The organism is Halomonas sp. E19, assembly GCF_052439355.1.
Classification (GTDB): domain Bacteria; phylum Pseudomonadota; class Gammaproteobacteria; order Pseudomonadales; family Halomonadaceae; genus Halomonas.
Map to the genome: position 1 here is coordinate 2,689,924 of NZ_JBNFWU010000001.1, position 26,785 is coordinate 2,716,708.

Sequence of the window (26,785 nt, forward strand, 5' to 3'; positions counted from 1 at the left end):
ATCACTCGACATGACGCAGGCAACACCAACGACTCACCGGCGCGAGCAGATCCTGCAGGCGCTCGCCCTGATGCTGGAGGAGGACAGCGGCAAGCGCATCACCATTGCCGCCCTGGCGCGCCAGGTAGGGGTTTCCGAAGCGGCGCTCTACCGCCACTTCCCGAGCAAGGCCCGCATGTATGAAGACCTCATCGCCTTCATCGAGGAGACCCTGTTCGAGCGCATCACGCGCATCCTCGACGACACTCCCCACGCCGTGCCGCGCTGTGCGCAGATCCTCACCCTGCTGCTGGCCTTCGCCGAGAAGAACCCAGGCCTCTCCCGCCTGCTCGGCGGCGACGTGCTGACCGGCGAGACCGCTCGCCTGCGGCTGCGCATCCATCAGCTCTTCGAGCGCCTCGAGACCCAGCTCAAGCAGGTGCTGCGCGAAGCGGAACTGCGCGAGGGCGGCGCCCCACCCTGCCGGTACCGGCGGCCGCCAACCTGCTGATGGCCGTGGCCGAGGGGCGCATTTCGCAGTACGTGCGCAGCGACTTCCAGCGCCGCCCCACCGAGCACTGGGACGATCAGTGGGGCCTGCTGGCTGGCCAGCTGCTGCGCGAACCCACCGCCAGAATCGCTTGAACGCAAGAAGCCCTGGCAGAGGCCAGGGCTTCCATGTGTACGCCAGGTGAGCGCCAGCGCGGCGCTCAGGCAGCCAGGGTATCGCCGAGCTGCTGGCGAATCTTCTTCATGGCATTCTTCTCGAGCTGGCGAATACGCTCGGCGGAGACGCCATACACGTCGGCCAGCTCGTGCAAGGTGGCCTTCTCATCGGCCAGCCAGCGCTGGCGCAGAATATCGCGCGAACGCTCGTCGAGGGCCTCCAGCGCCAGCTGCAGCCGACGGCTGGCGTCGTCCTCCCAGTCGCTGTCCTCGAGCTGGGTCGCCGGGTCGGCGCCGGCATCGTCCAGGTAGTGGATCGGCGCCTGGTAGGCGGAATCCTCGTCGTCACTCGGCGCGGCATCGAAGCCGGCGTCGTGGGCCGCCAGGCGCCCTTCCATCTCGCGCACTACTTCGGGCTTGACGTCAAGATCGCGGGCGATGGCGTCGACCTCGTCGTTGTTCAGCCAGGCCAGCCGCTTCTTGGCGCTACGCAGGTTGAAGAACAGCTTGCGCTGAGCCTTGGTGGTGGCAATCTTGACGATGCGCCAGTTGCGCAGCACGAACTCGTGGATCTCGGCCTTGATCCAGTGCACGGCAAAGGAGACCAGGCGCACGCCCTGATTGGGGTCGAAGCGCTTGACCGCCTTCATCAGGCCTACGTTGCCTTCCTGGATGAGATCGGCCTGGGGCAGCCCATAGCCGGAGTAGCTGCGGGCGATGTGCACCACGAAGCGCAGGTGTGACAGCACCAGGCGGCGCGCAGCTTCCAGGTCACCCTCATCGTGCAAGCGGAAGGCGAGCTCGCGCTCCTCCTCGGCGCTCAGCATCGGGATGCTGTTCACCGCCTGGAGATAGCCGTTGAGGTCGTGACCCGGTGAAAGTTGGCCCACCGGCAGAAGACTGGTGCTCATGCAGGTTGTCTCCCTTGAAACCCAGTTATGCGCCATTGCTTCGCCCGGTTAGAGCGGCAAAGCATGAAAATGTTCCGTCTTTCCTGACTAGCTTGGCTGATACTTCGGCCCGGCACCAGCGCACCGGTGCCGTTGTCGGCCAGCGTGGCCGCACCTCGGCAAGATGGCGACTCACGGCGATCCAGGCCCCCAGCCAGCCCAATAGTGTACTGCACGCAAGCAGCGTTGCCGAGCCCCAGGGCCCAGCTGGGGTAGTTCATAGGTGGCGCCGTAGCTGGCGGCAAGGTCGCTGACAGGTAGCGCCAGCCAGAGATTGCCAAGGCTGAGCAGCCCCAGGCGAGCAGGCCGCCGCCGAGGCCGTACCAGGCCCCGCTGTAGAGGAACGGGCGGCGCACGAAGGCATGAGTGGCGCCGATCAGCATCACCACCTCGATCTCCTGGCGCCGGCTCTCCACCGCCAGGCGAATGGTGTTGCCTACCACCAGCAGCACCCCCAGGCCGAACAGCACCGCCAGCGCCAGTGCCAGGCGCCGACCCAGCTCGGCAAGATGGCGCAGCCGTTCGATCCAGGCCAGGTCCAGGCGCACCTCGTCGACGCCGGCCAGCCGCTCCAGCTCGCCCGCCAGCGCGCGCACCGCCGCGGGCCCGGATCCTCCGGCACCACCACAATGCTGGCCGGTAGCGGGTTATCCTCGAGGCGCCCCAGGGCGTCGGCCAGGCCCAGCGCCTGCTGGAACTCCGCCATGCCCTCGGCAGCGCTGATCAGCCGGGTCCGCGCCACGCCCTCGTGAGCCGCCACGGCCTCCTCGATGCGCCCGGCCTGAGCTTCGCCGGCGTCGTGCACCAGGTAAAGCGTCAGGGTAGCGCTCTCGGTCAGCTCGGCGTCGAGCAGCCGGGCCCCGTCCAGCGTTAGCCACAGCGCCGCGGGCAGCACCAGGGCAATGGCGATGGCCAGCATGGTGAGCAGGCTGCCGATCGGGCGACGCAAGAGGCGGCGAGCGCTATCGACGCACATGGCGCGGTGGTGGCGCAGCCAGCCGCGGAAACGGTTCGACGAGGGGTGTGCTGCGCCCGCGCGCCCCGCGGCGGGGCTGACGGCTGGCGGCTCATGCAGCCTCCTCGTCGGCCACCAGGCGCCCCGCCCGCAGGCGCAGTACGCGATGGCGAAGCCGGGCGATCAGCGCCAGGTCATGGCTGGCGATCATCACTGTGGTGCCAATGCGGTTGAAGTCCTCGAACAGCGCCATGATGTCGGCGGAGAGCTGCGGGTCGAGGTTGCCGGTGGGCTCATCGGCCAGCAGCAGGGAGGGCTTGTTGACTACCGCCCGAGCGATACCGACCCGCTGCTGTTCGCCGCCGGAGAGCTCGATGGGCAGCGCCTTCTCCCGATGCAGCAGGCCTACCTTGTCCAGCGCCGCACGCGCCCGACGCGCCGCCTCACGCGGGTCGACGCCGCGGATCTCCAGCGGCAGCGCCACGTTGTGGAAGATCGAGCGGTCGAACAGCAGCTGGTGATCCTGGAATACCACGCCGATCTGACGGCGGTAGAACGGCACCTGGCTGGCATGCAGGCGGCCGATGTCGTGGCCGGCGACCAGCACCCGCCCCCGGGTCGGCCGCTCGAGCAGCATGATCAGGCGCAGCAGGGAGCTCTTGCCGGCGCCCGAATGGCCGGTCAGGAAGACCATCTCACCGCGGCCGACGCGAAAGTCGAGGTTGGCCAGCGCCTCGAAGCGCCCGCCGTAGCGCTTCCCCACGTGGTCGAAGACGATCATGACGAGGCGGCGTCGCGCTCTTCTTCCTGATCAAATAGGGCGTCGACGAAGTCGCGCGCCGCGAAGGGACGCAGATCGTCCAGCCCCTCGCCCACCCCGATGTAGCGGATCGGCGTACCGAGCTGCTTGGCCAGGGCGAAGATGATGCCGCCCTTGGCGGTGCCGTCGAGCTTGGTCAGGGTGATGCCGGTGACCGGCACCGCCTCGTTGAAGGTGCTGGCCTGGGCCAGCGCGTTCTGCCCGGTGCCGGCGTCGAGCACCAGCATCACCTCGTGCGGCGCGCTGCCGTCGAGTTTGCCCATCACTCGGTGCACCTTCTTGAGCTCCTCCATCAGGTGCCCCTTGTTGTGCAGGCGGCCGGCGGTATCGGCGATCAGCACGTCGATCTTGCGTGCCTTGGCCGCCGCCACGGCGTCGTAGATCACCGAGGCGCTGTCGGCCCCGGTGTGCTGGGCGATGACCGGCACCTTGTTGCGCTCGCCCCACACCTTGAGCTGCTCCACCGCAGCGGCACGGAAGGTATCGCCCGCCGCCAGCATCACGCTGCGTCCCTCGCGCTGGAAGCGCTGGGTCAGCTTGCCGATGGTGGTGGTCTTGCCCACCCCATTGACGCCGACCACGAGGATGACGAAAGGTCCCTCGCCCTTGGCCGGCAGCGCCAGCGGCATGGCAACGGCGTCGAGCATGGTGGTGAGTTCGTCCTGCAGGGCGCGGTAGAGCGCCTGGGGGTCCTTGAGCTCCTTGCGCGAGACGCGATCGGCAAGCCGATCGATGATCTCGGTGGTGGCCTCGATGCCCACGTCGGCCATCAGCAGTTGGGTCTCGAGATCCTCGATCAGCTCGTCGTCGATCTGCTTCTTGCCGAGGAAGAGCCCGGCGACCCCCTCGGTCAGGTTGGCGCGGGTCTTGCCCAAGCCCGCACGAATGCGGGCGAACCAGCCCTTCTTCTCGGCAACCGGCTTCTCCTGCAGCGGCGTGCGAGCGGGTTCAGGTTCGGGGGCTGGCTCAGGCTCGGTGGCTTCGGGGGCCAGCGCCTCCTCGCGCAGTACCGCGTTTTCCTCCTCCCGGTCGACTTCGTCGAAGGACTCGGAGCGCGCATGCACCTCGTCCGCCGCGGGGCCAGCCATGGCCCGCTCCTCGGGACGCGGGGTATCGACCACATCCGGTTCAGCGGGAGCCGGTTCGCGGTCGGCCTGCTCAGCGGTCATTACCCCGGCCGAGCTTTGCTCAGCGGGTCGGCCCTCGCTCGCCTCCTCTTCTGCGGGCGGCTCTTCGGGCTGCGTCGGCAGCTGATCCTTCAGCTCGCCCTGCTGCTCTTCCTGCTGCTTCTTGTTGCGCTTGAAAAAACCGAACATGGGGGGATTCAGCCTCGCGGGTGAATGATGGCTACATCCTAACACCGCGCATCATGACTGTGGACAAGGCGACAGGTACAATTCCGCCCATGACACGCCGCCGCACCTCCTCCTCTCGCGCTTCACGACACTTGCCCGCGCCTTCACGCTCCCAGGGCGGCGGACGCCTGCGCATCATCGGCGGGGAGTTTCGTCGACGCCTGCTGCCGGTACTCGACAGCCCGGGGCTGCGCCCCACTCCGGACCGGGTCCGCGAGACCCTGTTCAACTGGCTGGCGCTGGATACGCCCGGCGCCTGCGTGCTCGACCTGTTCGCCGGCACCGGAGCCTTGGGGCTGGAAGCGCTGTCGCGCGGCGCCGCCTCGGCGACGTTCGTCGAGCGCGACCCCCGTATCGCCGAGGCACTCGGCGCCAACCTGGAAGCGCTGGGCGCCACCCTGCGTGGGCGCGTGCAAGTCGCCGACGCCCTCGCCTTTCTCACTGCCCCGCCAGCGGACAGCCCATTCACCCTGGCTTTCCTCGACCCTCCCTTTCGCCAGGGCCTGGCCGAACCCTGCTGCCTGGCGTTGGAGCAGGGCTGGTTGACCGACGAGGCCTACGTTTACCTGGAAACGGAGTCCGAGCTGACCGTGGCAGTTCCCACCTCCTGGCAGCTGCATCGGTGAAGTACGTGCCGGGGACAGCACCGGCCGGCTCTACCGCCGCACCACCGGTTAAAAAGCGGCCCTGGGCTGCGCCGACGCTTGCCCAGGCGCAGCCCCCGGCGTTACGCTGCGCAACGGGTATCAGCGGTGGGCAGGGCCCGCCCGGCAGGTCGCATTTCAGGAGAACAGGATGAGCACCGAACTCTTCAATCGGCTCGAACAGAAAGTTGCCAGCGCCGTCGAAGCACTTGAGTTGCTGAAGATGGAGGCGGAAGAGCTGCGTGAGGAAAATGCGCGCCTCAAGCAAGAGCGCGAGGAGTGGGAGCGTCGTCTCTCCGCCCTGCTGGACAAGTTCGACGAAGTGGAAGCCAGCCCGGTCAACTGAGCCGGCGCAGCGTTCACAGCCGGCGCGACATCAGCACGGCATCCTCTCGGGTCGTGCCGGCCTCGCCCGCCGCGGCGGGCAGCGCCGGGTAATAGCCCTTGCGCCGCCCCTCTTCGATGAACCCCGCCTGGCGGTACAGGGCCAGAGCCGCACGGTTGCCGGCCCGGACCTCCAGCAGCAGCCGCTCGCTTCCCCAGCGTCCGGCCTCTTCGATCAGCGCTTCCAGCAGCACGACCGCCAGGCCGCGCCGACGCCAGGCCGGATGGACCAGCAGCATCTGCAGCTCGGCTTCGAAGGGCAGGCGAGCAACGACGGCGTAGGCGACCAGCGCCTGCTCGCCCTCCTTTTCCACCGCCCCTCCCGCCACCCAGCAGGCCGGATCGGCCAGAGCGGCCGCCAGTTGGGCGCGCGTCCAGGGCCGCGGCTGGCACTGCTCCAGTTCTGCCAGGCGATCCAGGTCATCCAGGCCCAGCGGGGCCAGGCGAAGCGCGCCCGCCGCGGACGTCACCCCGCCTCCCCGCGCCAGGTGCGACGCCATTCCAGCAGGGTCGGCCACAGGGCGCGCTTGGCCTCGGCGCTCGCCGCCAGCACGTCCAGCGACGGCCCCTGCCAGCCAGGCAGCTCCAGCAGCTCGCAGCGCCCCGCCGAAAGGCCCAGCAGGGGTCGATCAGCTCATGCCGACCGAACACCAGCACCCGCTCAGGCGACCACGCCTGGCGAGCCGCGCCTGCAATGAAGGCGCGCAGGCCATCGGCGGCCTCTTCCAGCGGGTCATTGACCGCCAGCCCCTCTACCGGCGGCCAGCGCAGCCAGTGGAAGTCGGGCCCGTCATGCGTCGTGATGCCAGCTGCCGCCAGCAGGTTGCACAGTAGCCTAACGTTTTCCTCGCTGACCGCGGCCAGCCCCGGCAGCAGCACCAGCCAGCGCCCTTCCAGGCAGGCCACCTGCAGGCTGAAGCGCAGCGGCTCCTGCGAGGCCATTGGCGAGGTATCCGCCGCCGGTGCCACGTCCTGCTCGGTGCTTTCCTTGCCTTCGGCCACCGTCATACCCAGCAGCTGGCGGACCCGGCCCGCCGCGGGTGGCGGAGCAACCGACGCAGCGGAGGTGGACGGGCGCACTGCAGGCGCCACCTCGTCGATCAGCGCATGCAGCCGCTCTGCGGGGGGTGACGTGTCCCCCGGCTCGGGCAACTCCCATTCGCAGGTCTCGGAGGGACGGGCATTGGGCAGCTGGTAGCGCGCCACCCAGGCCGTGACCCCCATCGCCTCCAGGTACTGCAGGCGCTGAGGCTCCGGGGTCACGCCTTGGCGCCGCGACAGTCCGGGGAGTCGGGGCGGCCTTCCGCGCGTGCTTCCCACTCCTGCGGAGTGTAGAGGTGCAGCGCCAGGGCATGCACCGGTCCCGCCAGTTCGTCGGCCAACAGAGCATAAAGGCGCTGGTGGCGCTTGACCGGCATCAGCCCGTGGAAATGCGCCGAGACCACAGTGACCTTGAAGTGAGTCTCCGAATTGGGCGGCACCGCGTGACGATGACTCTCGTTCTCCACCGTGACATGGGTGGGCTCGAGGGCCTGAAGCTTCTGTTCAATGTCGGCCTGGATGCTCATGGGGGCTCCTCGAAAGGGGTGAGCTGCCATTGTACCCTGTTGCTCGGCGCCTTGCTCCGGCGGCGCAGCCGCCGATGGCTGACCGTGACCCTGGGCCGCTCCCGCCAGCGGCATGCGTGCCAGGCTGGCCAACAGCGCCAGCAGGCAGGCGAAGCAGCCGATCCACAGCGTCATCTGCACCGGTGCGCTGGCGGCCAGAAAGGCGCCCACCAGCGCCACGCCCAGCGACTGGCCCACCGTACGCGTGGTGCTGAGCACACCCGAGGCGCTGGTGCTCAGTTCGCGGGGCGCGCTGGTCATCATCTCGCGGTTGTTGGGCGGCTGGAACAGGCCGAAGCCGATGCCGCACAGAGCCATGCGCCACAGGCTGTCGAGCAGCCCGGCGCCAGGCGGCAGCAGGGCTAGCGAGGCGAGGCCCAGCATCAGCAGCACCAGCCCGAGGCTGGCCATGACGCTGGGGTTGACGCGGTCGGCCAGGCGCCCGGCCATGGGCCCGACCAGCATAATGGCCACCGGCCAGGGCGTGAACAGCCAGGCGGTGTGCAGCGACGAGAGCCCCATCTCCTGCTGGAAGAGGAAGGTCAGGGCAACAAAGGCCAGCCCCTGGCCAACAAAGGCCAGGCCCGAGGCCGAAACCGCCAAGCGGAAACGTGCCACCTGGAACAGCCGGGGCGGCAGCAGCGGATGGCTGGCGCGGCGCTGGCGGCGCAGAAACAGCGCCCCCGAGACCACGCTGAGCGCCAGCCGAGGCCAGCGACTGCCATAGCGGCGCCGCGTGCCCCAAGGTGTCCATGGCAAGGAAGAAGCTGCCCAGCATGATTACCGAACCCAGCGCCCCGCGCCCGTCGAAACCACCGCGCCGGCCCGTCTCCCGCGGCAGTGCCCGCCAGGCCAGCCACAGCGAGACCAGCCCAAGCGGCAAATGCAGCGCAAACAGCCACGGCCAGCTGAGCACCGACAGCACCAGCCCACCCAGGGCCGGGCCGGCCGCATAGCCACCTGCCACCACCAGGGCGGAGAGCCCCAGCGCACTGCCCAGCAGCCGGGTGGGGAAGATCGAGCGGTAGAGCGACGGGCCGATGGACAAGGTGGCCGCCGCCCCGAGCCCTGCAGGGCACGAAACACCAGCAGCCACTCCAGGCTGCGCGCCAGCGCCGCCCCCAGCGAGGCAAGCACGAACAGCGCCAGCCCGGCCACGTAGAGCCGCCGTCGGCTGACCATCTCGCTGAAGGAAGCGCACACCAGCAGGAAGGCGGCACAGACGATCTGGTAGAGGTTGGTGACCCACACCGCTCGCGCGGCGGAGACATCCAGGTCGCGGGCGATGGAAGGCAGGGCGATGTTGATCATGGTGACATCGACCACCGCCATCAGGGTTCCGAGGATCAGCGCCAGCACCGCCAGGCGTCGCTCGGGTCCCGGCAGGCCGTCATCGCCGGGGCGCGTCGAAAAGAGTCGGCTCATGTCGTGTCTTGGTCCGTAACGAGAAAACCGGCCGCAGCCGGTTCTCGTAGCGTGTCAGCGGAGGGAGGTCAGTCCTGATCCGTCTCCAGCAGCAGGGAGTCGTCGACTTCCGAGATCTCCAGCGCCGTTTCGTCGTCCAGGTCGATGGCGAGATAGCTATGCTCGACCTGCAAGAAGCGCTGGAACAGCGCCCAGTCGACGCTTTCGGGCCACTGCCGCTCGTCCTCTTCCCAGGCGCGCAGCTCGGTCTCGAGGATCTCGAGGTAACGTTCGCGCACGAAGGCTTCCAGGGCTTCCGGGGTATCCATCTCGGGAATCAGATAGACCGTGCTTTCACGTTCGACGTCGGCCAGGGTGAGGTCGTCATCCCCCATCGTGGGTTCGAGTGCGTTGATCCAGTCCACGAAGTGCCGGGTCGGCCTGACGCTCAGGGCGGAGCGGTTGAGCAGTTTCATCGCGGTCTCCTCGACGTCGAAACGGTGATCATTATGGGCGCTAGTGCCGCCGCTTACCAATACTTCCGCCCAACAGCACTGCGCAGCCCCTTCACTCCACCTCAGGGCGCATGGCCGGGAACAGCAACACATCCCGAATCGAGGCGCTGTCGGTGAACAGCATCACCAGGCGGTCGATGCCGATGCCCTCACCGGCGGTGGGCGGCATGCCGTACTCCAGCGCGCGCACGTAGTCGGCGTCGTAGTACATCGCTTCGAGATCGCCGGCCTCCTTCTCCGCCGCCTGGGCGCGGAAGCGCTCGGCCTGGTCCTCGGCGTCGTTGAGCTCCGAGAAGCCGTTGGCGATCTCACGCCCGCCGACGAAGAACTCGAAGCGCTCGGTGACGAACGGGTTGCTGTCGTTGCGCCGCGCCAGCGGACTCACCTCGGTGGGGTAGTCGGTGATGAAGGTCGGATCCTTGAGGCGATGCTCGACGGTCTTCTCGAAGATTTCGATCTGGATCTTGCCCAGGCCCCAGCCATCCTTGACGTCAATGTCCAACCGCTCGGCGATCTGCCGTGCGGCGGCCTCGTCGGCCAGCGCCTCGGCGTGGATGTCCGGGTTGTACTCGAGGATCGCGTCGAACACGCTGATGCGCTTGAGAGGGCGGCCGAAGTCGTACTCGTAGCTCTCGAGCACCTCGCCCTCGGCGTTGCGCACGGTGTTGACCACGGTAGTGGTGCCCAGCACCTTGAGCGCGATGGTGCGCAGCATCTCCTCGGTGAGGTCCATCAGGTCATGGTGGTTGGCATGGGCCTGGTAGAACTCGACCATGGTGAACTCGGGGTTGTGGCGCGTCGAGAGGCCTTCGTTACGGAAGTTCCGATTGATCTCGAAGACCTTCTCGAAGCCGCCCACCACCAGGCGCTTGAGGTAGAGCTCCGGTGCGATGCGCAGGTACATGTCGATGTCCAGCGCATTGTGGTGGGTGATGAAGGGCCGCGCGGTGGCACCGCCGGGAATCGGCTGCAGCATGGGGGTTTCCACCTCCATGAAGCCGCGCTCCTCGAAGAAGCGGCGCATGGCGCTGATCACCCCGGCGCGGGTGGCGAACACCTGGCGCGAGTCTGGGTTCATGATCAGGTCGACGTAGCGCTGGCGGTAGCGCGCCTCCAGGTCGGTCAGGCCGTGGAACTTGTCCGGCAGCGGGCGCAGGCTCTTGGTCAGCAGCCGGGCCTCCTGCATCATCACGTAGAGGTCGCCCTTGCCCGACTTGTGCACCGGGCCGCGGGCCGCGACGATGTCGCCGATGTCCCAGCCCTTGATCTCCTCGAGCGTCTCCTCCGCCAGCCCCTGCTTGTCGACATAGAGCTGGATCATGCCGCTGGGGTCCTGGATCACCAGAAAGGGCCCGCGCTTGCGCATGATGCGCCCGGCCACCGCCGCCGGGCGGGCGAGCGCCTCGAGCTCTTCCTTGTCCTTCTCGCCCAGCTCGTCGATCAGCTCGGCCGCCAGGCTGTCGCGGCGAAAGTCATTGGGGAAGGCGCTGCCGCCTGTGGCGACGGCGCGCTCGCGGCGCGCCGCCAGCTTGGCCCGCCGCTCGGCGATCAGGCGGTTCTCGTCGATCTGGGGGCTGTCCGGGGAAGAGCTCTGGTTGGCCATGTCGTTACCTGTTGGGAATTCGCTACGTACGGCGAACCACGCACCTCGGCCGCAAGCGGGGAAACCGCTCGCGGCCAAGGCCCGAGGCTCGTGGCTACAAGCCTTGCTTCAAGCTGGCTTCGATGAAGGCATCAAGGTCGCCGTCCAGCACCTTGTCGCAGTTGCTGGTCTGAACGCCGGTACGCAGGTCCTTGATGCGCTGGTCGTCGAGCACGTAGGAGCGGATCTGGCTGCCCCAGCCGATATCGGCCTTGGCATCCTCCGCCTCCTGCTTGGCGGCGTTGCGCTTTTGCATCTCGTGCTCCCACAGCTTCGCCTTGAGCTGCTTCATGGCGAAGTCGCGGTTGGCGTGCTGGCTGCGCTGGCTCTGGCAGGCCACCACGATGCCGGTAGGCACGTGGGTGATACGCACCGCCGAATCGGTGGTATTGACGTGCTGGCCGCCGGCACCGCTGGAGCGGTAGGTGTCCGTGCGCAGGTCTGCCGGGTTGATCTCGACCTCGAAGTTGTCGTCGACCTCGGGCGACAGGAACACCGACGCGAACGAGGTATGGCGACGGCCACCGGAGTCGAACGGGCTCTTGCGCACCAGGCGATGCACGCCGGTCTCGGTACGCAGCCAACCGAAGGCATGGTCACCCTGCACGTGCACCGTGGCCGACTTGATGCCCGCCACCTCGCCGGCCGACACCTCGACGATCTCGGTCTTGAAGCCGTGGTGCTCGCACCAGCGCAGGTACATGCGCAGCAGGATGTTGGCCCAGTCCTGGGCCTCGGTGCCGCCGGAGCCGGCCTGGATGTCGAGATAGGCGTTGTTGGCGTCCATCTCGCCCGAGAACATGCGCCGGAACTCGAGCTTCTCGAGGCTCGCCTGGAGGCCGTCGAGCTCCTTGCGCACTTCGGCGACGGTGTCCTCGTCCTCCTCCATCTCGGCCAGCTCGAGCAGATCGCGGCTGTCCGCCAGCCCCTGGTCGAGCTCGTCGATGGTCTCGACCACCAGCTCGAGCGACGCGCGCTCCTTGCCGAGCTTCTGGGCGTAGTCGGGGTCGTTCCAGACGTTCGGGTCTTCCAGCTCGCGGGAGACTTCCTCTAGCCGATCCTTGCGTTCGGCATAGTCAAAGATACCCCCTCAGGACGTCTGTCCGCTCGGACAGGTCCTTGATGAGGTTGTGAATGGGGTTGGTTTCCAGCATGGGCTCGCTCGCCTGATTCGCTTGGGAAAGTGCCAGCGCGGCGCCATGGGGGCCATGAGCCCAAGCGCCACGCAAAGGGGTGGTATTGTAGCGAACCTAATGCCGGGCCGCATCCGTCAACCGCCCGACGCAAGGAACCCGGCCGGGGCCGGGTTCCAGGTCGCTATGCTGACGAATTGCCTAGAAGCGATAGGTCAGCTGGGCGCCGAAGCCATGGGCTTCGTTCTTGTAGTCGGCGGTGTAGCGTGATGTAACCGGAGGCGTCACTTGGTTGCCAATACGAAAACTATCGGTCTTGGTCTGCTCGACGTGGGTGGACCGCTCCGTCAGATAGGAATAGGCAAGGTCGAGGGTCAGATTGTCGACAGGTGTCCATCCGGCACCAATGGAAAAGATGCGACGATCGTCCGAAGGAATCCGAACACTGCGAGTCAGGTCGTTGGTCGGCGTGTTGTCCAAGGTAACTCCGGCCCGTAGAACCCACTGCGGGTTCAACTGATATTCACCACCGGTCGAGAACGCCCAGGCATTGGAGTAGGACTGTTGTTCATTAGTAATGACATCACGCTCTTCACCATTGACGAGAATCCGCTCGAACCGGCTCCAGCGGGCCCACGACGCCCCGAACATCAGCTTGAGATTGTCGGACATTTGCTGTGTTACAGAGAAGTTGACTGTCTCAGGCGTAGTCAGATCCAACGAGGCATTATCAGTGACCGTACCAATGCCGAGTTGATCCAGTACGGGGGATGATGCTTGGAAATCGCCTTCCAAGGTATAATCCACCTTCGAGCGGTAAGTCAGGCCGAAGGTGGTTTCAGGTACCGGCTGATAGATTACGCCGAGGTTATATCCCCACCCCTCGTCATCACCTTCCACGCGAGAGTCGACTTCAGTCAGCCCCAATGGGGTCGCGGCTGGCACCTGCCTGTGCAACTCACCATCGACTCGGTTGTAAGTAATGCCAACACCGACGGACCATTGATCAGTAAAGCGATAGGAAACAGTGGGCTGAGCGCTAACTACCCTCACTTCTGTATAGTTGCCCTGATTTCGTCCCTGAAAATTTTCCTCATAGTCCGTTTTGGAACCGAAAGGTGCATAGACACCGAAGCCAAAGGCCAGCTGCTCATTGACTGGATGAGCATAAAAGGCAAAAGGAATCAGCGTGCCAGGCACCATGTCACCGTCGTTAGTTCCGCTTACCGGCATCGTGTCAGTCAAGCCACCTGTCGCCGCAGCGAATACAGGGCTCGACTGACTGGCCTGTGTGTTGCGGATCCGGCTGTTTACATTCAAGAAGGTCCCACCAGCGGTGAGCTGCGCGCGATCCAGGAACGACATCCCGGCCGGGTTGCCGAAGACGATGGTGGCGTCGTTGACGTTGGAGCTCCGCCCGGCGTGGCCGTAGCCCTGGCCGCTGACGCTCTGCTCGTTGATCTGGTAGCCGCCCGCATTGGCCTGGCTGGCAAACGCGGCGGCAGCAACGGCCACTGCCCAGGTGAGCTTATTGAACTTGTTGTGCATGTCTCGGCGTCCTCTATCCAGCCCCGGCTGGCATTGAATGTTATCGGCCCCTAGCAAGGGGCACAGGTCAGCAAAGCCAGTTTTGGGCAAAACGACCGTTCGGATCAAGGGCAAACGTTCGTTTTATGGCGGGAAAGGCTAATACTTTGGTCATACATAGCCGCAAAGGACTGAACTTAAGGCGCTTCGCTGGATACACAACGCCGAACAGCAGGGCCGACAGCCGACTTGACCTATGGGTAACCCACAGGTTTTACACTCATCGCAAACGGAACCTTGAGGATACCCGCCATGAAGGTCAGCGAACTGGCGCGGCAGGCGGAGGTCACCGCCGAGACGGTGCGCCACTATACCCGTGAAGGCCTGCTCCATCCGATGCGGGACCCTGACAACGGCTACCAGCTTTACGATCATGCCGACCTGGAGCGGCTGCGCTTCATCCAGCGTGCCCGTACGCTGGGCTTCAGCGTCGCCGAGATCAGCGACATCCTGGCCCATGCCGACCAGGGCGACTCCCCTGCCCCATGGTGCGCGACCTGCTTGCCAGCCGGCTGCCGCAGATCCGCGCTCGAATTCGCGAATTGGAGGCACTGGCAGCACGCATGGAGCAGGCGCTGACGGCCTGGGCCGAAATGCCCGATGGCACGCCCGACGGGCATAGTCTGTGTCGCCTGATCGAGAGCTTCCCCGATGCCTCCCACCCCACCTGTGGCCACATCGCCAAGGAGACCCGCTCATGATCCCTCGCACCCTGCAGCGCCAAGTGCCCGGCATGAGCTGCCAAGGCTGCGTGAAGCGCATGCGCGAAGCGATCCAGGCTCGTGACGCGGACGCCGAGGTGGTCGGCTTCCCCGCCGAGAAGCGCCTGGCCGTTTCCACGGCACTGGACGAGGCAACCCTCGACCACGTACTGGCAGAGGCCGGCTATCCTGCGGCCGAGGGCACCGGCAAGGCGGCCGCACTGGCCCTGCCGGAACTTACCGAAACGGCCCGGAATGAAGCCGTAGCACAGCCTACCCCGGCGCTCGCTGCCGCTTCGGCCGCCGACAACGATACGCGAACGCATCGCCTGGCCATCTCGGGCATGACCTGCGCCAGCTGCGTGAAGAGCGTGCAGCAGGCGCTCGAGCGAACCCCTGGCGTGGCCACAGCCAGCGTCAATTTCGGTACGCGCATTGCCCAGGTGTACGGCAGTGCCCCAGCCGACACCCTGGTGCAGGCGGTACAGGCCGCCGGCTATGACGCCGAGCCTATCGTCGACCTGCGTCAGGCCGAGGCGGCGCGCAGCACCAAGGACGCCGAAACCTACCGCAACCGGCTGCGTGGAAGCGCCTGGTCGCTGGCCCTGGCCGTGCCGCTGATGGCCAGCATGTTCCTCTACCATCCCCACCCCGTGGGGATGGGGCGCCTCTACTGGCTGGTCATCGGGCTGCTGACCCTAGCCATCCTGATGGGCCCCGGCCGCCACTTTTTCGTCAATGCCTGGAAGAACCTCAAGCACCACCAGGCCAACATGGACTCGCTGATCGCCATGGGCACGGGCACCGCCTGGCTCTACTCCATGGCAGTGGTGGCCTTTGCTCCCTGGCTGCCGGCGGTGGCACACGGCATCTACTTCGAAGCCTCGGCGATGATCATCGGCCTGGTGCTGCTGGGCAATGCCCTTGAGCTGAAGGCGCGCGGTCGTACCAGCGAGGCGCTCAAGCGCCTGCTCGACCTGCAGAGCCGCACGGCGAGGGTCATTCGCGACGGCGACGAGCGCGAAATGCCCATCGACGAGGTGCGCCAGGGCGATCATATCCGCGTACGCCCCGGCGAACGCCTGCCGGTGGACGGCATCGTGACCAGCGGCGCCAGCCATATCGACGAATCCATGCTCACCGGCGAGCCGCTGCCGGTGGCCAAGGCAGAGGGCGACGAGGTCAACGCCGGCACGGTGAACGGCCGCGGCGGGCTGATCTATCGCGCCACCCGCGTGGGCGCCGACACGCGCCTAGGCCAGATCACCGAGCAGGTGGCCCTGGCGCAGAACTTGCGTCCCCCATCGGCGAGTTGGCCGACAAGGTATCGAGCATCTTCGTGCCGGCGGTGATGATCATCGCGGTGCTCACGGCCTTGGCATGGTTCAACTTCGGCGCCGAGCCACGGGTCATCCACATGCTGGTGACCGCGACCACGGTGCTGATCATCGCCTGTCCCTGCGCCCTGGGCCTGGCCACGCCGATCTCGACCATGATCGGCGTGGGCAAGGCGGCCGAACACGGCGTGCTGGTGCGCAGCGGCGAAGCCCTGCAGACCGCCAGCCGACTCACCACGCTGGTGGTGGACAAGACTGGCACCCTGACCATGGGCAAGCCCAGCGTGACCGAGGCCCATGTTGTGGAAGGTGAGCCTGCGGCGCTGCTCGGCCTGGTCGCGGCGCTGGAGCAGGGTTCGAGCACCCCTGGCCGCGGCGCTGCTGGCATACGCCGAGCAGGCGGGCGCCGAGGCCGCGAGCATTCGTGACTTCGACAGCATCACCGGCGGCGGCGTCAAGGCCGCGGGGCCGAACGGCGAGGCGCTGCTGCTGGGCAATGCGCGGCTGCTGGAGCAGGCCGGCATCGACCTCACGACGGGGGCCGAGCTGGCAGAAAGGCTCGAGAAGCAGGCGCGCACGGTGGTCTACCTCGGCGTGGCCGGCCGGCTGGCCGCCCTGTTCGGCATCAGCGACCCGCTGCGGGCCGACACCGTGGAGGCGGTCAAGCGGCTCCAGGCCGATGGCCTCAAGGTAGTGATGCTCACCGGCGACAACGCCCACACCGCGGCCGCCATCGCCCGCGAGGTGGGCATCGATGACTTCCGCGCCGGGCTGCTGCCCGAGGACAAGCACGCCGAGATCGAGCGCCTGCAGCAGGCCGGGGAGGTCGTCGGCATGGTGGGCGACGGTATCAACGACGCACCGGCGCTGGCCCGGGCCAACGTCGGCTTCGCCATCGGCCAGGGCACCGACGTGGCCATCGAGAGCGCCGGCATCACGCTGATGCGCAGCTCCTGCACGGCATCGCCGATGCCATCGAGATCAGCCGCATGACACTGCGCAACATCAAGCAGAACCTGGTCGGCGCCTTCGGCTACAACACACTGTGCATCCCCATTGCCGCAGGCGTGCTCTACCCCTTCACCGGAGCGCTGCTGTCGCCGATGATCGCCGGGGCGGCCATGTCGCTCTCGTCGATCACCGTAGTCAGCAATGCCAACCGGCTGCGCTGGCTCAAGACCCGTGGAGACACCCGGTCGGGGCGCGACGCGCCCCGGCCGCAGCGAAGGAGGCCTTGTCATGAGCTGGCTCGTCAATCTTGCAGGCCTGGCCCTCATCATCGCCATCGTCTGGTGGTTCTGGGGGCGCCGCTGACAGGTGCGTCCAAGCAGCTGCTACGCTGAAGGCATACGGCAGAGGGAGAGAACGCCATGCCCAGTCTCGACGGCGTACTGGAGACCGCACTCTACGTTGACGACATGGATCGAGCGCGGGTCTTCTTCGAAGGCGTGATGGGTCTTGAGCCCTTCAACGCCGACCACCGTTTCACCGCCTACGACGCGGGTGCCAACACCGTGCTGCTGCTTTTCCTGCAGGGCGAGACGCTGGAAACCGTGGTGCTGCCCAAGGAGATGGGCACCATTCCGCCCCATGACGGCCGGGGGCGGGTGCATCTCGCCTTCGCCATCGCCGCCGACGAGCTGGCCACCTGGGAGCGCCAGCTCGACGACCACGGCGTGGCCATCGAGGGGCGCACCCACCGGCCCCGCGGCGGCAAGAGTCTCTATTTCCGCGACCCCGACGGCCACCTGATCGAGCTGGCGACGCCCGGTGTCTGGCCCAACTACTGACAAGAGCCATGCCCACCGAAAAGTCGGCGAGCGAAGGCCAGGGCTAGGCCCGTTCCGACGGGCCAACGCACTTCCCACATCCATGCGGGTCGCAAGGCAAAAATCGGCGCAAAGGCGGAGTTTACGTGTGTGTAAATGAGCACTTTAAGCCGATTTTTAACGCCATATGGGCGAGCACAGCCACTTTTCAGCTCACGCCCATATAGCGGCCTGGCTTGTGGTTCAGGGCAATGATCAGGTTCAGCGCCACGGCCCCCAGCACCGACAGCCCCACCCGGTCGGCTGGCAGTACCAGCAATGCTGCCAGCATGATCAGCCCATCGATGCCAAGCTGCACGTAGCCAGCACGCAGGCCGTAGCGGCCCTGCAGGTAGAGCGCCAGGATGTTGATGCCGCCAAGGCTGGTGCGGTGGCGAAACAGCACCAGCATACCGATGCCGATCAGGCTGCCACCCATCAGCGAGGCGTAGAGCGGGTTGAGACTGTCGAAGCTGACCCACTTGCCGGTCAGCTCGGAGAACAGCGATACCAGGGCGATGGCCGCGAAGGTCCGCAGGGTGAACGACCAGCCCATGCGCTTTACCGCCAGGTAGTAGAACGGCAGGTTGATCAGGAAGAACCACACGCCGAAGCGCCACCCGGTGGCGTACTGCAGCAGGAAGGCCATGCCGGCGGTACTGCCGGTGAGCAGCAGCGCCTGGGTGTAGAAGGCCACCCCCAGGGCGACGAACAGCGTGCCCACCAGCATGGCCATCACGTCCTCGTAGGGGCGATGAGGGTCGGTGGGCAGCACGTTGGGATCCATGACGAAGGTCCTTGGCAAGAAAGATGACGACAGAGTCGGCGCCAGTGTAGCGGCCGGCCTGCACCAGCGCTTTGATCAAGCTCGCCTTTTTGCGATCCGACCCGCCGCCACGCTAACCCGAATATTGCACCAGGCATGAAAAAAGCGGCTGAAAATCGGTTATAATTCAAGAGCCTAACCAAGAATTAGCCGACACAGCCGCCATGACAAAATGTACCACGCCCACCGCCACCTTTCCACGCTGCAAAGGCCGTCAGATCACCGCCAGCTTCGATGGCGGCGAGGTCACCTCTGACGGTGGCATCCTGCTGCTGCGGCAGCTCGACCGCGAGATGGGCCTGACCCGCGCTATCGCTCGCCGGCTGAGTGATGACCGCGATCCTCAACGCTGCCTGCATCGCACCGAAACCCTGGTTCGGCAGCGCGTGTTTGGCCTGGCGCTGGGCTACGAGGATCTCAACGACCACCAGGCGCTGCGTCACGACATCGCCCTGCAGACCGCCGTCGATACCGACGGCGTGCTGGCCAGCCAGTCCACGCTGTGTCGCTTCGAGCAGCAAGCCGATCGGGACTGGGCGGTCACCATCCACGAGGAAATGATCGAGCAGTTCATCCGCTCGTTCCGGCGGCCACCCAAGAAGCCGCTCTACCTCGACTTCGATGCCACCGACGACCGGGTGCACGGCCAGCAGCTCGGGCGGCACTTCAACGGCTACTACAACCACTACATCTTTCTGCCGCTGTTCGTGTTCTGTGGCGATCAGCTGCTGGTCAGCTACCTTCGCCCGGCCTACCGAGATGCCGCCCACCACGCCGGCGCCATTCTTGCCCTGCTGGTTCGGCGGCTGCGCCAGGCGTGGCCTGAGGTAAAGGTCGTATTCCGCGGCGACAGCGGCTTCTGCCGCCCGCTGATCCTCAGTTGGTGCGAGCGCCACGGTGTCGACTACATCGTCGGCCTCGCCGGCAACCCGCGGCTGGCCAAGCTAGCCCTGGATATCGACTACGAGTCAGCTATCCGCTTCGAGAAGACCCGTGAGAAGCAGCGAGTCTTCGGCTTCATCGAGTACGCCGCCAAGAGCTGGAAGAAGCGCCGACGAAAGGTGGTCGTCAAATCCGAGACCAGTTGGCGTGGCTTCAACACCCGCTACGTGGTGACCAACCTGCGCGGCTGCAGCGCAGAGTGGCTCTACGACCACCGCTACTGCGCCCGAGGCGAGATGGAGAACCGCATCAAGGAGCAGCAGCTCCTGTTCTCGAGACCGCACCAGCTGCCACCAATGGTGGTCCAATCAGTACCGACTGCTGCTCTCGGGGCTGGCCTACCTGCTCCTGGAGCGGCTGCGTCGGATTTACCTTAAGCGCACCGCCTTCGCCCAAGCCCAGGTCAACACCATCCGCCTGAAGCTGCTGAAGATCGGCGCCGTCATCACTCGCAACACACGGACCATTCGGCTGATGTTGAACAGCCAGTATCCGGAGCAGGACCTCTTCCTGATGTTGGCCAGCAAGCTGGTGCCGGGATAGCGTCGCGGCGTGCTGTCCCCGGCACAGAAAAGACATGGGGGTGGGGGAGGTGCGCCCTGAGCACAGGAACTTGATCAAAAAGCAGCCAAACTCCACCCCAGATCCCTTTTATCCCCACCGAGCCTGGCATCTGGGGACTTCTGACTGACCCGGTGCAACATCCGGGCTAAGGGGCCTCGCCATGCTCGAGCATCAGCTGCAGCGACTCCCGCCCCCGCCAGCGGTTGCGGCTCAGCCGGTAGGCGCAGCGCAGGCGGTCCCCCACGCCGAAGGCCGGCAGCTCGCCGGCCGCCAGGGCACGAAACCAGATCGCCTTGAGGCTGGCCACTCCCGCCGATAGCGTCATCGACAGGTGGGTGCCATCGGCCCCCACCGGACGCAGCGACTCGATCAGGAACTCCCCTTCGAACAGCGGCGCATCGAATTCGCGCCCGTACGGCCCGAGCGCCTCCAGCTCTTGCAGGGTGGGCAGCTGCAGCTGGTCAGGCAGCAGCGCACCGTCGGTGAAGAGGTGCGGAAACAGCGCAATGCCGCCCAGCTGTTCGCCCACCGCCTGCAGGAAGGCGGCACGAAACGCCTCGAGCTGGCCCAATGGCACGCCCACCCCGGCTGCCCCGCGATGCCCGCCGAAACGCGGCAGCGCGGCGGGCGCCAGCTCGTGGACACGCTGCAGAGCATCACGCAGGTGCAGCGCCTCGATGGAGCGCCCCGAGCCGGTGAGCATACCGGGCGCCACGGCGGGAGTGAGCACCAGCGCCGGGCGGCCAAAGGCCTGCACCAGCCGCGAGGCGACGATGCCCTGCACGCCGGGGTGGCCATTTTCGAGGTAGACGACCAACGCCGGCAGCTCGGCCTCGAACTGCGGCAGCGCCAGGGCGCGGGCCTCCTCGACCATGTCCGATTCGATCGCCTTGCGCGACTGATTGTCCTCGTCCAGCGTCTGCAGGTGGCGTACCGCCGTGGCGTCATCCCCTGCCAGCATGAAGTGCAGCGCCGCGTAAGGGTCGTCGAGACGCGAGCGGGCGTTGATGCGCGGTCCCATCTGGAAGGCCAGGGTCTCGGCGGAGAACGGCACGCTGTCTTCGCCCAAGCGGGTCGCCATGGCACGCCAGCAGGCAGCCTCCATGCGGTTGATCAGTGCCAGGCCGTGACTGACCACGGCGCGATTGGCCGGGCTCGCCCCCAGCGACACGCAGTCGGCCACGGTGCCTAGCGCCACGTAGGAGAGCCAGGCGGAGAGCTTGGGCGTCGCCGCGGGAATCACACCCCACTCCACCAGCACGCTGCGCGTCGGCGACATCACCAGCCAGGCCACCATGCAACCGGCGATGGTACGGTCGGGATACTGGCAGTCGTCTCGCGTCGGGTTTACCACGGCATGGGCCGAGGGCGGCGGTCCTTCCAACGGCAGGGCGTGGTGGTCGCTCACCACCACGTCGATGCCGGCCGCCTTGAGCCGGGCGATGCGCGGCTCATCGGAGCTGCCGCAGTCGGCGGTGATCACCAGGCTCGGCCGCGGCGAAAGGCCAAGCGTACGCTCTACCAAGGGCAGGCTGATGCCGTAACCGTCGTGGATGCGATGGCCGATCAGGCTGTGCAGGCGCGACTCCGGCACGCCGAACAGCTCCACCAGGGTGCGCCGGATCACCACATGGGAGGTGATGCCATCGACGTCATAGTCGGTGAGGATGCCGATGTGCTCGCCCTCGGCCACGGCGGTGGCGATGCGCTCGGCGGCACGGCGGCCGTCGGCCAGGCGCTCCGGGTGCTCGAGGTAGCGCAGGCTGGGCTGGGTCAGCGGCGCCAGCTCGCCCTCATAGCCGGCCAGGCGACCGGCCAGCACCCGGGCCTGCAGCTCGGTCAGGCCTTCGGCGAGCGCCCGGGCGTAGAGTGCCTCGTTGCGTGGGCGCAACAGCAGCCGCGGCTTGAGCCGAGCGTGAAGGTCGATGGGGTCGGTCACGGCGTCCAAGCCTGACTCCTCTGGTTCGCATCCGATGGTAAACGGCGATGGAAACGGCGTACCGAGCGAAGGGCGCCGGGGACAGGCCGAAGAGGGGTCTTTTGCCATGGATGGCAAAAGTAGCGCCCAGGGAAGGGTTCACAGCGCCCCCTCGCAGGCCTGTCGCCGGATCAGCTCTGAGCGGGCATCTGGCGCCAGCGGCATCGAGACTTCCCGAAGCCTTTTCCCGGCGCCCCTCGCCTCAGCTTCGGCCTTCAGTGCTGGCGCCGGTTCTCGGCCACGAACGCCTGCACCTTCGCCAGCTCCGCCGGCAGCACGGTGTAGCGCTCCTCGCGCTCGAGCAGGTCATCCATGTGCGGCGGCAGCGGCACGCCGGGGAAGCCGGCCTTGACCACCGCCTCGGCGAACTTGGCCGGATGGGCCGTGGCCAGGGTGATCATCGGCGTGGCGGCATCGGCCCGGGCACGCTCGGCGGCACGGTAGCCGGTGGCGGTATGCGGGTCGAGCAGTTCCTTGGTGCGGTGGTGCGCCTCGCGGATCACCTCGAGGATGGTGGCATCGTCGACGCTATGGCTGGCGAACAGCGCCCGCAGCCGCTCCAGTGGTGCCTCGGCCAGCGCCGTCGGCTCGGACTGGAAGCGCTCGAGCAGCGCCGCCACGGCGGCGCCGTCGCGCTCGTAGGCCTCGAACAGCAGGCGCTCGAAGTTGGACGACACCACGATATCCATGGAGGGCGCCAGGGTCGCCTTGAGCTCCTGCTTGGAGAAGTCGTTGGCGGCAATGGTGCGGTGCAGGATGTCGTTGGCGTTGGTGGCGATGATGAACTGCTTGACCGGCAGGCCCATGCGATAGGCCATGTAGCCGGCGAAGACGTTGCCGAAGTTGGCCGAGGGCACGCAGAAGCTGACCTGGCGGTGCGGCGCACCCAGCGCCACGCCCGCGGCCACGTAGTAGACGATCTGGGCCATGATGCGCGCCCAGTTGATCGAGTTCACCGCTACCAGGCGGGTGCCGCCGAGGAAGCCCTGGTCGGCGAAGCTGGCCTTGACCATCGCCTGGGCGTCGTCGAAGTTGCCCTCAATGGCGATGTTGAAGACATTGTCGGCCAGCACCGAGGTCATCTGGCGACGCTGCACCTCGGAGACCCGGTTGTGCGGGTGCAGGATGAAGATGTCGAGGTTGTCGCAATGGCGACAGCCCTCGATTGCCGCCGAGCCGGTGTCGCCGGAGGTGGCGCCCATGATCACCGCACGCTCGCCGCGCTTGGCCAGGAAATGGTCGAGGATGCGACCCAGCAGCTGCAGGGCGACGTCCTTGAAGGCCAGGGTCGGGCCGTGGAACAGCTCGAGCAGAAAGTGGTTGGCATCGAGCTGGTTGAGCGGCACCACGGCATCGTGGCTAAAGGTGGCATAGGCGTCGCGCACGATGCCGCGGAAGGTTTCGTCGTCGATCTCGCCGTTGACGTAGGGCTGCATCACCCGGAAGGCGATCTCGGCATAGGAGAGCCCGGCCATGGCGGCAAGCGCCTCGTGCGAGAACTGCGGGATGGTCTCCGGCACGTAGAGGCCCCGTCGCTGGCCATGCCGGTCAGCACCACCTCCTCGAAGGAGAGGGCCGGTGCCTTGCCACGTGTACTGATATAGCGCATGACCTTACTCCTGCTCGTCCAGCGACTCGACGCGGATCCGCGTGACCGGCCCGGCGATATCGGCCAGCGACTCGAGCTGACGAATCGCCTCGTTCATGTTGCGCTCTCGGGTGCGGTGAGTCATCAGGATGATCGGCACCAGCTCGCCCTCGGTGGCCTCCTTCTGGATGATGGCCTCGATGGAGATGCCCTGCTCGGAGAGAATGGTCGCCACCCGCGCCAGCACACCCGGGCGATCCACCGCCAGCAGGCGCAGATAGTAGGCAGTGACGATATCCTCCATAGGCAGGATCGGCAGATCGACGTCATCCTCGCCGATGCCGCTGAAGGCCAGGTAAGGCACGCGGTAGTGGTGGTCGGTGGCGATATCGCGGGCCACGTCGAGCAGGTCGGCCACCACTGCCGAAGCGGTCGGCTCGGAGCCGGCGCCGGCGCCGTAGTAAAGCGTGGGCCCCACGGCATCGCCCATGATGGCGATGGCGTTCTTGACCCCGTGCACATTGGCCAGCAGCCGCTCCGTGGGGATCAGGGTCGGGTGCACGCGCAGCTCGAAGCCGTGATCGGTGCGCTTGGAGATGCCCAGGTGCTTGATCACGTAGCCCAGATTGTTGGCCTGCTCAACGTCGTCGAAGGTGACCCTGGAGATGCCTTCGGTGTAGGCCTTCTCGAACTGCAGCGGCACCCCGTAGGCGATCGAGGCCAGGATGGTCAGCTTGTGGGCGGCATCGATGCCTTCCACGTCGAAGGTGGGATCGGCCTCGGCATAGCCCAGCGCCTGCGCTTCCTTGAGCACGTCCTCGAAGGCACGGCCCTCGCTGCGCATGTGGGTGAGAATGTAGTTGCCGGTGCCGTTGATGATGCCGGCGAGCCACTCGATGCGGTTGGCGCCGAGGCCCTCGCGCAGCGACTTGATCACCGGAATGCCGCCAGCCACGGCGGCCTCGAAGGCCACGATCACGCCCTTTTCATGGGCCGCCTTGAAGATTTCATTGCCGTAGACGGCAATTAGCGCCTTGTTCGCGGTCACCACATGCTTGCCGTTCTCGATGGCGGTGAGCACCAGCTCACGGGCCACGTCGTAGCCGCCCACCAGCTCGACGAGCACGTCGACGTCAGGGTTGCGCGCCACTTCGAAGATGTCCGAGGTGGTCTTGATGCCGGTGAGGTCGCACTCGGGATTGAGGCTGCGATGCGCCACCTGCTCGATGACGATCGGGCGCCCGGCCCGCCGCGCAATCTCGTCGGCATTGCGCGTCAGTACGTTGAAGGTGCCGCCACCGACGGTCCCCAGTCCACAGATTCCCACTCTCACCGGTTTCAATTTCATGTCCCCTGATTGGTATCCAGCTATGTTGGTGTCCAGCGATGTCACGATCAGCCGTGTCGATGGAGTGGCCATGTCAATACTGGCCTAGGTCGATGCCGGCTGTATCTACATTGGCCAGCTATACTGGCCATGCCTGCCGCCAGCCTAGCCGGCGACCGGCCTTACAGCGACCGGCACTGCGTTCAGCGTTGATGTCGACGCTGTCAGTCACTTGCTTATTCCGCCAGCCCCAGCATATCGGCCAGGCGCTCGGCGGGCACGTAGCCTGGCACCAGGCGGCCGTCGGGCAGGATGATGGCCGGTGTCCCCTGCACCCCCAGCGCCAAGCCGAGATGATACTGCGCCTCGACCGGATTGTCGCAGTCGGTGCCGTTCGTCAGCGCTTCCTGGCGCTTGGCCGCATTCATCGCCTCGGTGGGATTGTCGGCACACCAGATCTGCTCCAGCGTCCTTGCCCCCTGAGCGTTCATGCCGGTGCGCGGAAACGCCAGGTAGTGCACCTCGATCCCCAGCTCGTTGAGGCGCGGCACTTCGTCGTGCAGCTGGCGGCAGTAGGGGCACGTGGTGTCGGTGAAGACCACCACCTCGGCGCGGGTTTCACCCGTACCCCGGAAGATGACCCGCTCTGACTCGGGCACCCCGGCCAGGCGCTCGGCGCGCTCCGCGTTACGCGACTGCTCGGTCAGGTTGACCAGACCGCGCTCGGTATTTTCGTAGAGGTCGCCAACCAGGAAGAAGACACCGTTGGCGTCGCTATAGAAGGCCTCGCCCGTCTCCAGGCGTACCTGGAAGATGCCTGCCATCGGCGTTTCCTTGACGCTCTCGACCGGCATGGGCTGGCCGTTGACCTGCAGCCGCTCGGCCAGGCTTGTCGTGGCATCGGCCGAGGCCGTCAGCGGCAGCAGCAGCGCGACCCAGGGCAGCGCCAGAGCGGACAGGGAACCGGCAATATGGCGGGGAAACGGAATCATGGACTCAACCTCGCGGATGGTGTTCGGCATGCAGGGCTTCGAGTCGCGCCTGCGCAATATGGGTATAGATCTGGGTGGTCGACAGATCGCTGTGACCGAGCAGCATCTGTACGACACGCAAATTGGCACCGTGATTCAACAGGTGCGTGGCAAAGGCATGCCGCAGGGTGTGCGGCGACAGCGGTCGCGTGATACCAGCGGTGCGCGCATGGGCCTTGATCCGATGCCAGAAGGTCTGGCGCGTCATGCAATTGTCGCCTCGCCCCGGAAACAGCGCCGGGCGAGTGACGTCCTGCATCAGGGCCCCCGCGCGGTGCGCAGGTAGCGTGTCAGCCAGTGTACGGCCTCTTCCCCCAGCGGGACCAGCCGATCCTTGTCGCCCTTGCCACGCACCCGCACCACGCCCTGACGCAGGTTCACCGCATCGACGCTGAGCGTCACCAGCTCCGACACACGCAGGCCGCAGCCGTAGAGCACCTCGAGCATCGCCCGGTCGCGCACCCCCAGGTCGGTGGCAAGATCGGGGGCCGCCAACAGGCGCTCCACTTCTGCCTCGTCGAGCGTACCCGGCAGACCCGGGCGCACACGCGGCAAGCGCACCTCGGCCAGCGGGTCGCGCTCGATGCGTCCCTCGGCTAGCGCCCAGCGATAGAAGCCACGCAGGCTGGAGAGCAGCCGGGCATTGCTGCGCAGCTGGTAGCCTGCCGCCCGGCGCTCATCGAGCCAGGTCGGCAGCAGCGCTTGGTGAGGTGCCAGCAGCTCACCGCCCGCTTCCGCCAGGCGGGTGGCCCAGGCCTCGAGGTCGCGCCGGTAGGCGGCCAGAGTGTGCTCGCTCGCTCCCCGCTCAAGCCACAGGGCGTCGAGAAAGGCGTCGATCAAGGCCAGGAACCGGGCGTCATGAACCATGCCCCACTCTCCTTATGCAACCTGAAACCTATTCACAGGCTTGAACCCAGGCACTGGCTTCGAACCCAGATACAGGCACGGCCCGAAACAACAAAGCCCCGCCCCGCGTGAGCGGTGGCGGGGCTTGCGGCACAACGAAACCACGAGCGGGCCGGACTCGGGCACGACCCGCGCA

20 protein-coding genes and 7 pseudogenes are annotated in these 26,785 nt (G+C 66.6%); 7 read left to right on the forward strand and 20 right to left on the reverse strand.

Features of this window, described 5'->3' with window-relative positions; all coding sequences use genetic code 11:
• The first annotated feature begins 10 nt into the window (after positions 1–10).
• Positions 11–624 (forward strand): annotated as a pseudogene (gene slmA / locus ACUDAL_RS14040) (nucleoid occlusion factor SlmA).
• 65 nt (positions 625–689) lie between these two features.
• Here slmA and rpoH read toward each other — a convergent pair.
• From rpoH to ftsY, 5 genes are all read right to left on the reverse strand, one after another.
• Entirely contained in the window at positions 690–1,556 is an 867-nt protein-coding gene (rpoH, locus tag ACUDAL_RS14045) for an RNA polymerase sigma factor RpoH (RefSeq protein WP_444678551.1), read from the reverse strand.
• The gene (locus ACUDAL_RS14050; protein WP_444679389.1) at positions 1,553–2,143 is read right to left on the reverse strand and encodes a cell division protein FtsX; all 591 of its coding nucleotides are present in this window, start codon (positions 2,141–2,143) and stop codon (positions 1,553–1,555) included. Before ACUDAL_RS14050 ends, rpoH begins: the two co-directional genes overlap by 4 nt.
• On the reverse strand, positions 2,032–2,544 hold the full coding sequence (locus ACUDAL_RS14055; RefSeq protein ID WP_444678552.1) for a cell division protein FtsX: 513 nt from the start codon (positions 2,542–2,544) through the stop codon (positions 2,032–2,034). The genes ACUDAL_RS14050 and ACUDAL_RS14055 overlap by 112 nt, the downstream gene beginning before the upstream one ends.
• Positions 2,545–2,662: 118 nt before the next feature.
• Entirely contained in the window at positions 2,663–3,331 is a 669-nt protein-coding gene (gene ftsE / locus ACUDAL_RS14060) for a cell division ATP-binding protein FtsE (RefSeq protein WP_444678553.1), read from the reverse strand.
• Positions 3,328–4,686, reverse strand: a complete 1,359-nt coding sequence (gene ftsY / locus ACUDAL_RS14065) for a signal recognition particle-docking protein FtsY (protein ID WP_444678554.1) — start codon at positions 4,684–4,686, stop codon at positions 3,328–3,330. The genes ftsE and ftsY overlap by 4 nt, the downstream gene beginning before the upstream one ends.
• Positions 4,687–4,775: 89 nt before the next feature.
• Here ftsY and rsmD point away from each other — a divergent pair, with 89 nt between their 5' ends.
• A complete protein-coding gene (gene rsmD / locus ACUDAL_RS14070; protein WP_444678555.1) occupies positions 4,776–5,351 on the forward strand; it encodes a 16S rRNA (guanine(966)-N(2))-methyltransferase RsmD in 576 nt (191 codons plus the stop codon).
• A 169-nt stretch (positions 5,352–5,520) separates the two neighbouring features.
• On the forward strand, positions 5,521–5,715 hold the full coding sequence (locus tag ACUDAL_RS14075) for a cell division protein ZapB (RefSeq protein WP_444678556.1): 195 nt from the start codon (positions 5,521–5,523) through the stop codon (positions 5,713–5,715).
• A gap of 13 nt (positions 5,716–5,728) precedes the next feature.
• Here ACUDAL_RS14075 and ACUDAL_RS14080 read toward each other — a convergent pair whose 3' ends face one another.
• The 9 genes and pseudogenes from ACUDAL_RS14080 to ACUDAL_RS14120 form a co-directional block, all read right to left on the reverse strand.
• Complete coding sequence (locus ACUDAL_RS14080; RefSeq protein WP_444678557.1) at positions 5,729–6,223, reverse strand: GNAT family N-acetyltransferase; 495 nt, start codon at positions 6,221–6,223, stop codon at positions 5,729–5,731.
• A complete protein-coding gene (locus ACUDAL_RS14085; protein ID WP_444678558.1) occupies positions 6,174–7,016 on the reverse strand; it encodes a hypothetical protein in 843 nt (280 codons plus the stop codon). Before ACUDAL_RS14085 ends, ACUDAL_RS14080 begins: the two co-directional genes overlap by 50 nt.
• On the reverse strand, positions 7,013–7,321 hold the full coding sequence (locus tag ACUDAL_RS14090; RefSeq protein ID WP_444679390.1) for a BolA family protein: 309 nt from the start codon (positions 7,319–7,321) through the stop codon (positions 7,013–7,015). The genes ACUDAL_RS14085 and ACUDAL_RS14090 overlap by 4 nt, the downstream gene beginning before the upstream one ends.
• A 231-nt stretch (positions 7,322–7,552) precedes the next feature.
• Positions 7,553–8,053: pseudogene (locus ACUDAL_RS14095) on the reverse strand (MFS transporter); the annotation flags it as partial.
• An 87-nt stretch (positions 8,054–8,140) separates the two neighbouring features.
• On the reverse strand, positions 8,141–8,785 hold the full coding sequence (locus tag ACUDAL_RS14100) for an MFS transporter (RefSeq protein WP_444678559.1): 645 nt from the start codon (positions 8,783–8,785) through the stop codon (positions 8,141–8,143).
• 68 nt (positions 8,786–8,853) lie between these two features.
• On the reverse strand, positions 8,854–9,240 hold the full coding sequence (locus ACUDAL_RS14105) for a hypothetical protein (RefSeq protein WP_444678560.1): 387 nt from the start codon (positions 9,238–9,240) through the stop codon (positions 8,854–8,856).
• A 91-nt stretch (positions 9,241–9,331) separates the two neighbouring features.
• Positions 9,332–10,882 (reverse strand): lysine--tRNA ligase, encoded by a 1,551-nt coding sequence (lysS, locus tag ACUDAL_RS14110; RefSeq protein ID WP_444678561.1) that lies wholly within the window; start codon positions 10,880–10,882, stop codon positions 9,332–9,334.
• A 94-nt stretch (positions 10,883–10,976) separates the two neighbouring features.
• Positions 10,977–12,075, reverse strand: a protein-coding gene (gene prfB / locus ACUDAL_RS14115) for a peptide chain release factor 2 (protein WP_444678562.1) whose coding sequence is annotated in 2 segments (ribosomal slippage) — positions 10,977–11,999 and positions 12,001–12,075 — 1,098 coding nt in all. Because the reading frame shifts where the segments join, the coding sequence is not laid out codon by codon here.
• A gap of 180 nt (positions 12,076–12,255) precedes the next feature.
• Positions 12,256–13,602 carry an OmpP1/FadL family transporter gene (locus tag ACUDAL_RS14120; protein WP_444678563.1) on the reverse strand — a complete coding sequence of 449 codons (1,347 nt, stop codon included), beginning with the start codon at positions 13,600–13,602 and terminating at the stop codon, positions 12,256–12,258.
• A gap of 291 nt (positions 13,603–13,893) precedes the next feature.
• Between ACUDAL_RS14120 and ACUDAL_RS14125 the strand changes: the two are divergent.
• The 3 genes and pseudogenes from ACUDAL_RS14125 (at position 13,894) to ACUDAL_RS14135 (ending at position 17,469) form a co-directional block, all read left to right on the forward strand.
• A pseudogene (locus ACUDAL_RS14125) lies at positions 13,894–14,342 on the forward strand (MerR family transcriptional regulator).
• A pseudogene (locus ACUDAL_RS14130) lies at positions 14,339–16,866 on the forward strand (heavy metal translocating P-type ATPase); the annotation flags it as partial. The pseudogenes ACUDAL_RS14125 and ACUDAL_RS14130, both read left to right, overlap by 4 nt.
• Before the next feature lie 183 nt (positions 16,867–17,049).
• On the forward strand, positions 17,050–17,469 hold the full coding sequence (locus ACUDAL_RS14135; RefSeq protein ID WP_444678564.1) for a VOC family protein: 420 nt from the start codon (positions 17,050–17,052) through the stop codon (positions 17,467–17,469).
• Between the two features lie 187 nt (positions 17,470–17,656).
• On the opposite strand, the gene ACUDAL_RS14140 is transcribed toward ACUDAL_RS14135, so the two are convergent.
• Positions 17,657–18,274, reverse strand: a complete 618-nt coding sequence (locus ACUDAL_RS14140) for a YitT family protein (protein WP_444678565.1) — start codon at positions 18,272–18,274, stop codon at positions 17,657–17,659.
• 203 nt (positions 18,275–18,477) lie between these two features.
• Between ACUDAL_RS14140 and ACUDAL_RS14145 the strand changes: the two are divergent.
• Positions 18,478–19,798 (forward strand): annotated as a pseudogene (locus ACUDAL_RS14145) (IS1380 family transposase).
• A gap of 166 nt (positions 19,799–19,964) precedes the next feature.
• Here the strand turns inward: ACUDAL_RS14145 and ACUDAL_RS14150 are convergent.
• From ACUDAL_RS14150 to xerD, 5 genes and pseudogenes are all read right to left on the reverse strand, one after another.
• Complete coding sequence (locus ACUDAL_RS14150; RefSeq protein WP_444679391.1) at positions 19,965–21,758, reverse strand: single-stranded-DNA-specific exonuclease RecJ; 1,794 nt, start codon at positions 21,756–21,758, stop codon at positions 19,965–19,967.
• A 254-nt stretch (positions 21,759–22,012) separates the two neighbouring features.
• A pseudogene (gene thrC / locus ACUDAL_RS14155) lies at positions 22,013–23,406 on the reverse strand (threonine synthase).
• A 4-nt stretch (positions 23,407–23,410) separates the two neighbouring features.
• Positions 23,411–24,727 carry a homoserine dehydrogenase gene (locus tag ACUDAL_RS14160; RefSeq protein WP_444679392.1) on the reverse strand — a complete coding sequence of 439 codons (1,317 nt, stop codon included), beginning with the start codon at positions 24,725–24,727 and terminating at the stop codon, positions 23,411–23,413.
• A 221-nt stretch (positions 24,728–24,948) separates the two neighbouring features.
• On the reverse strand, positions 24,949–25,734 hold the full coding sequence (locus tag ACUDAL_RS14165; protein ID WP_444678566.1) for a DsbC family protein: 786 nt from the start codon (positions 25,732–25,734) through the stop codon (positions 24,949–24,951).
• Positions 25,709–26,589, reverse strand: a pseudogene (gene xerD, locus ACUDAL_RS14170) (site-specific tyrosine recombinase XerD). The gene ACUDAL_RS14165 and the pseudogene xerD overlap by 26 nt, the downstream one beginning before the upstream one ends.
• Positions 26,590–26,785 lie beyond the last annotated feature (196 nt).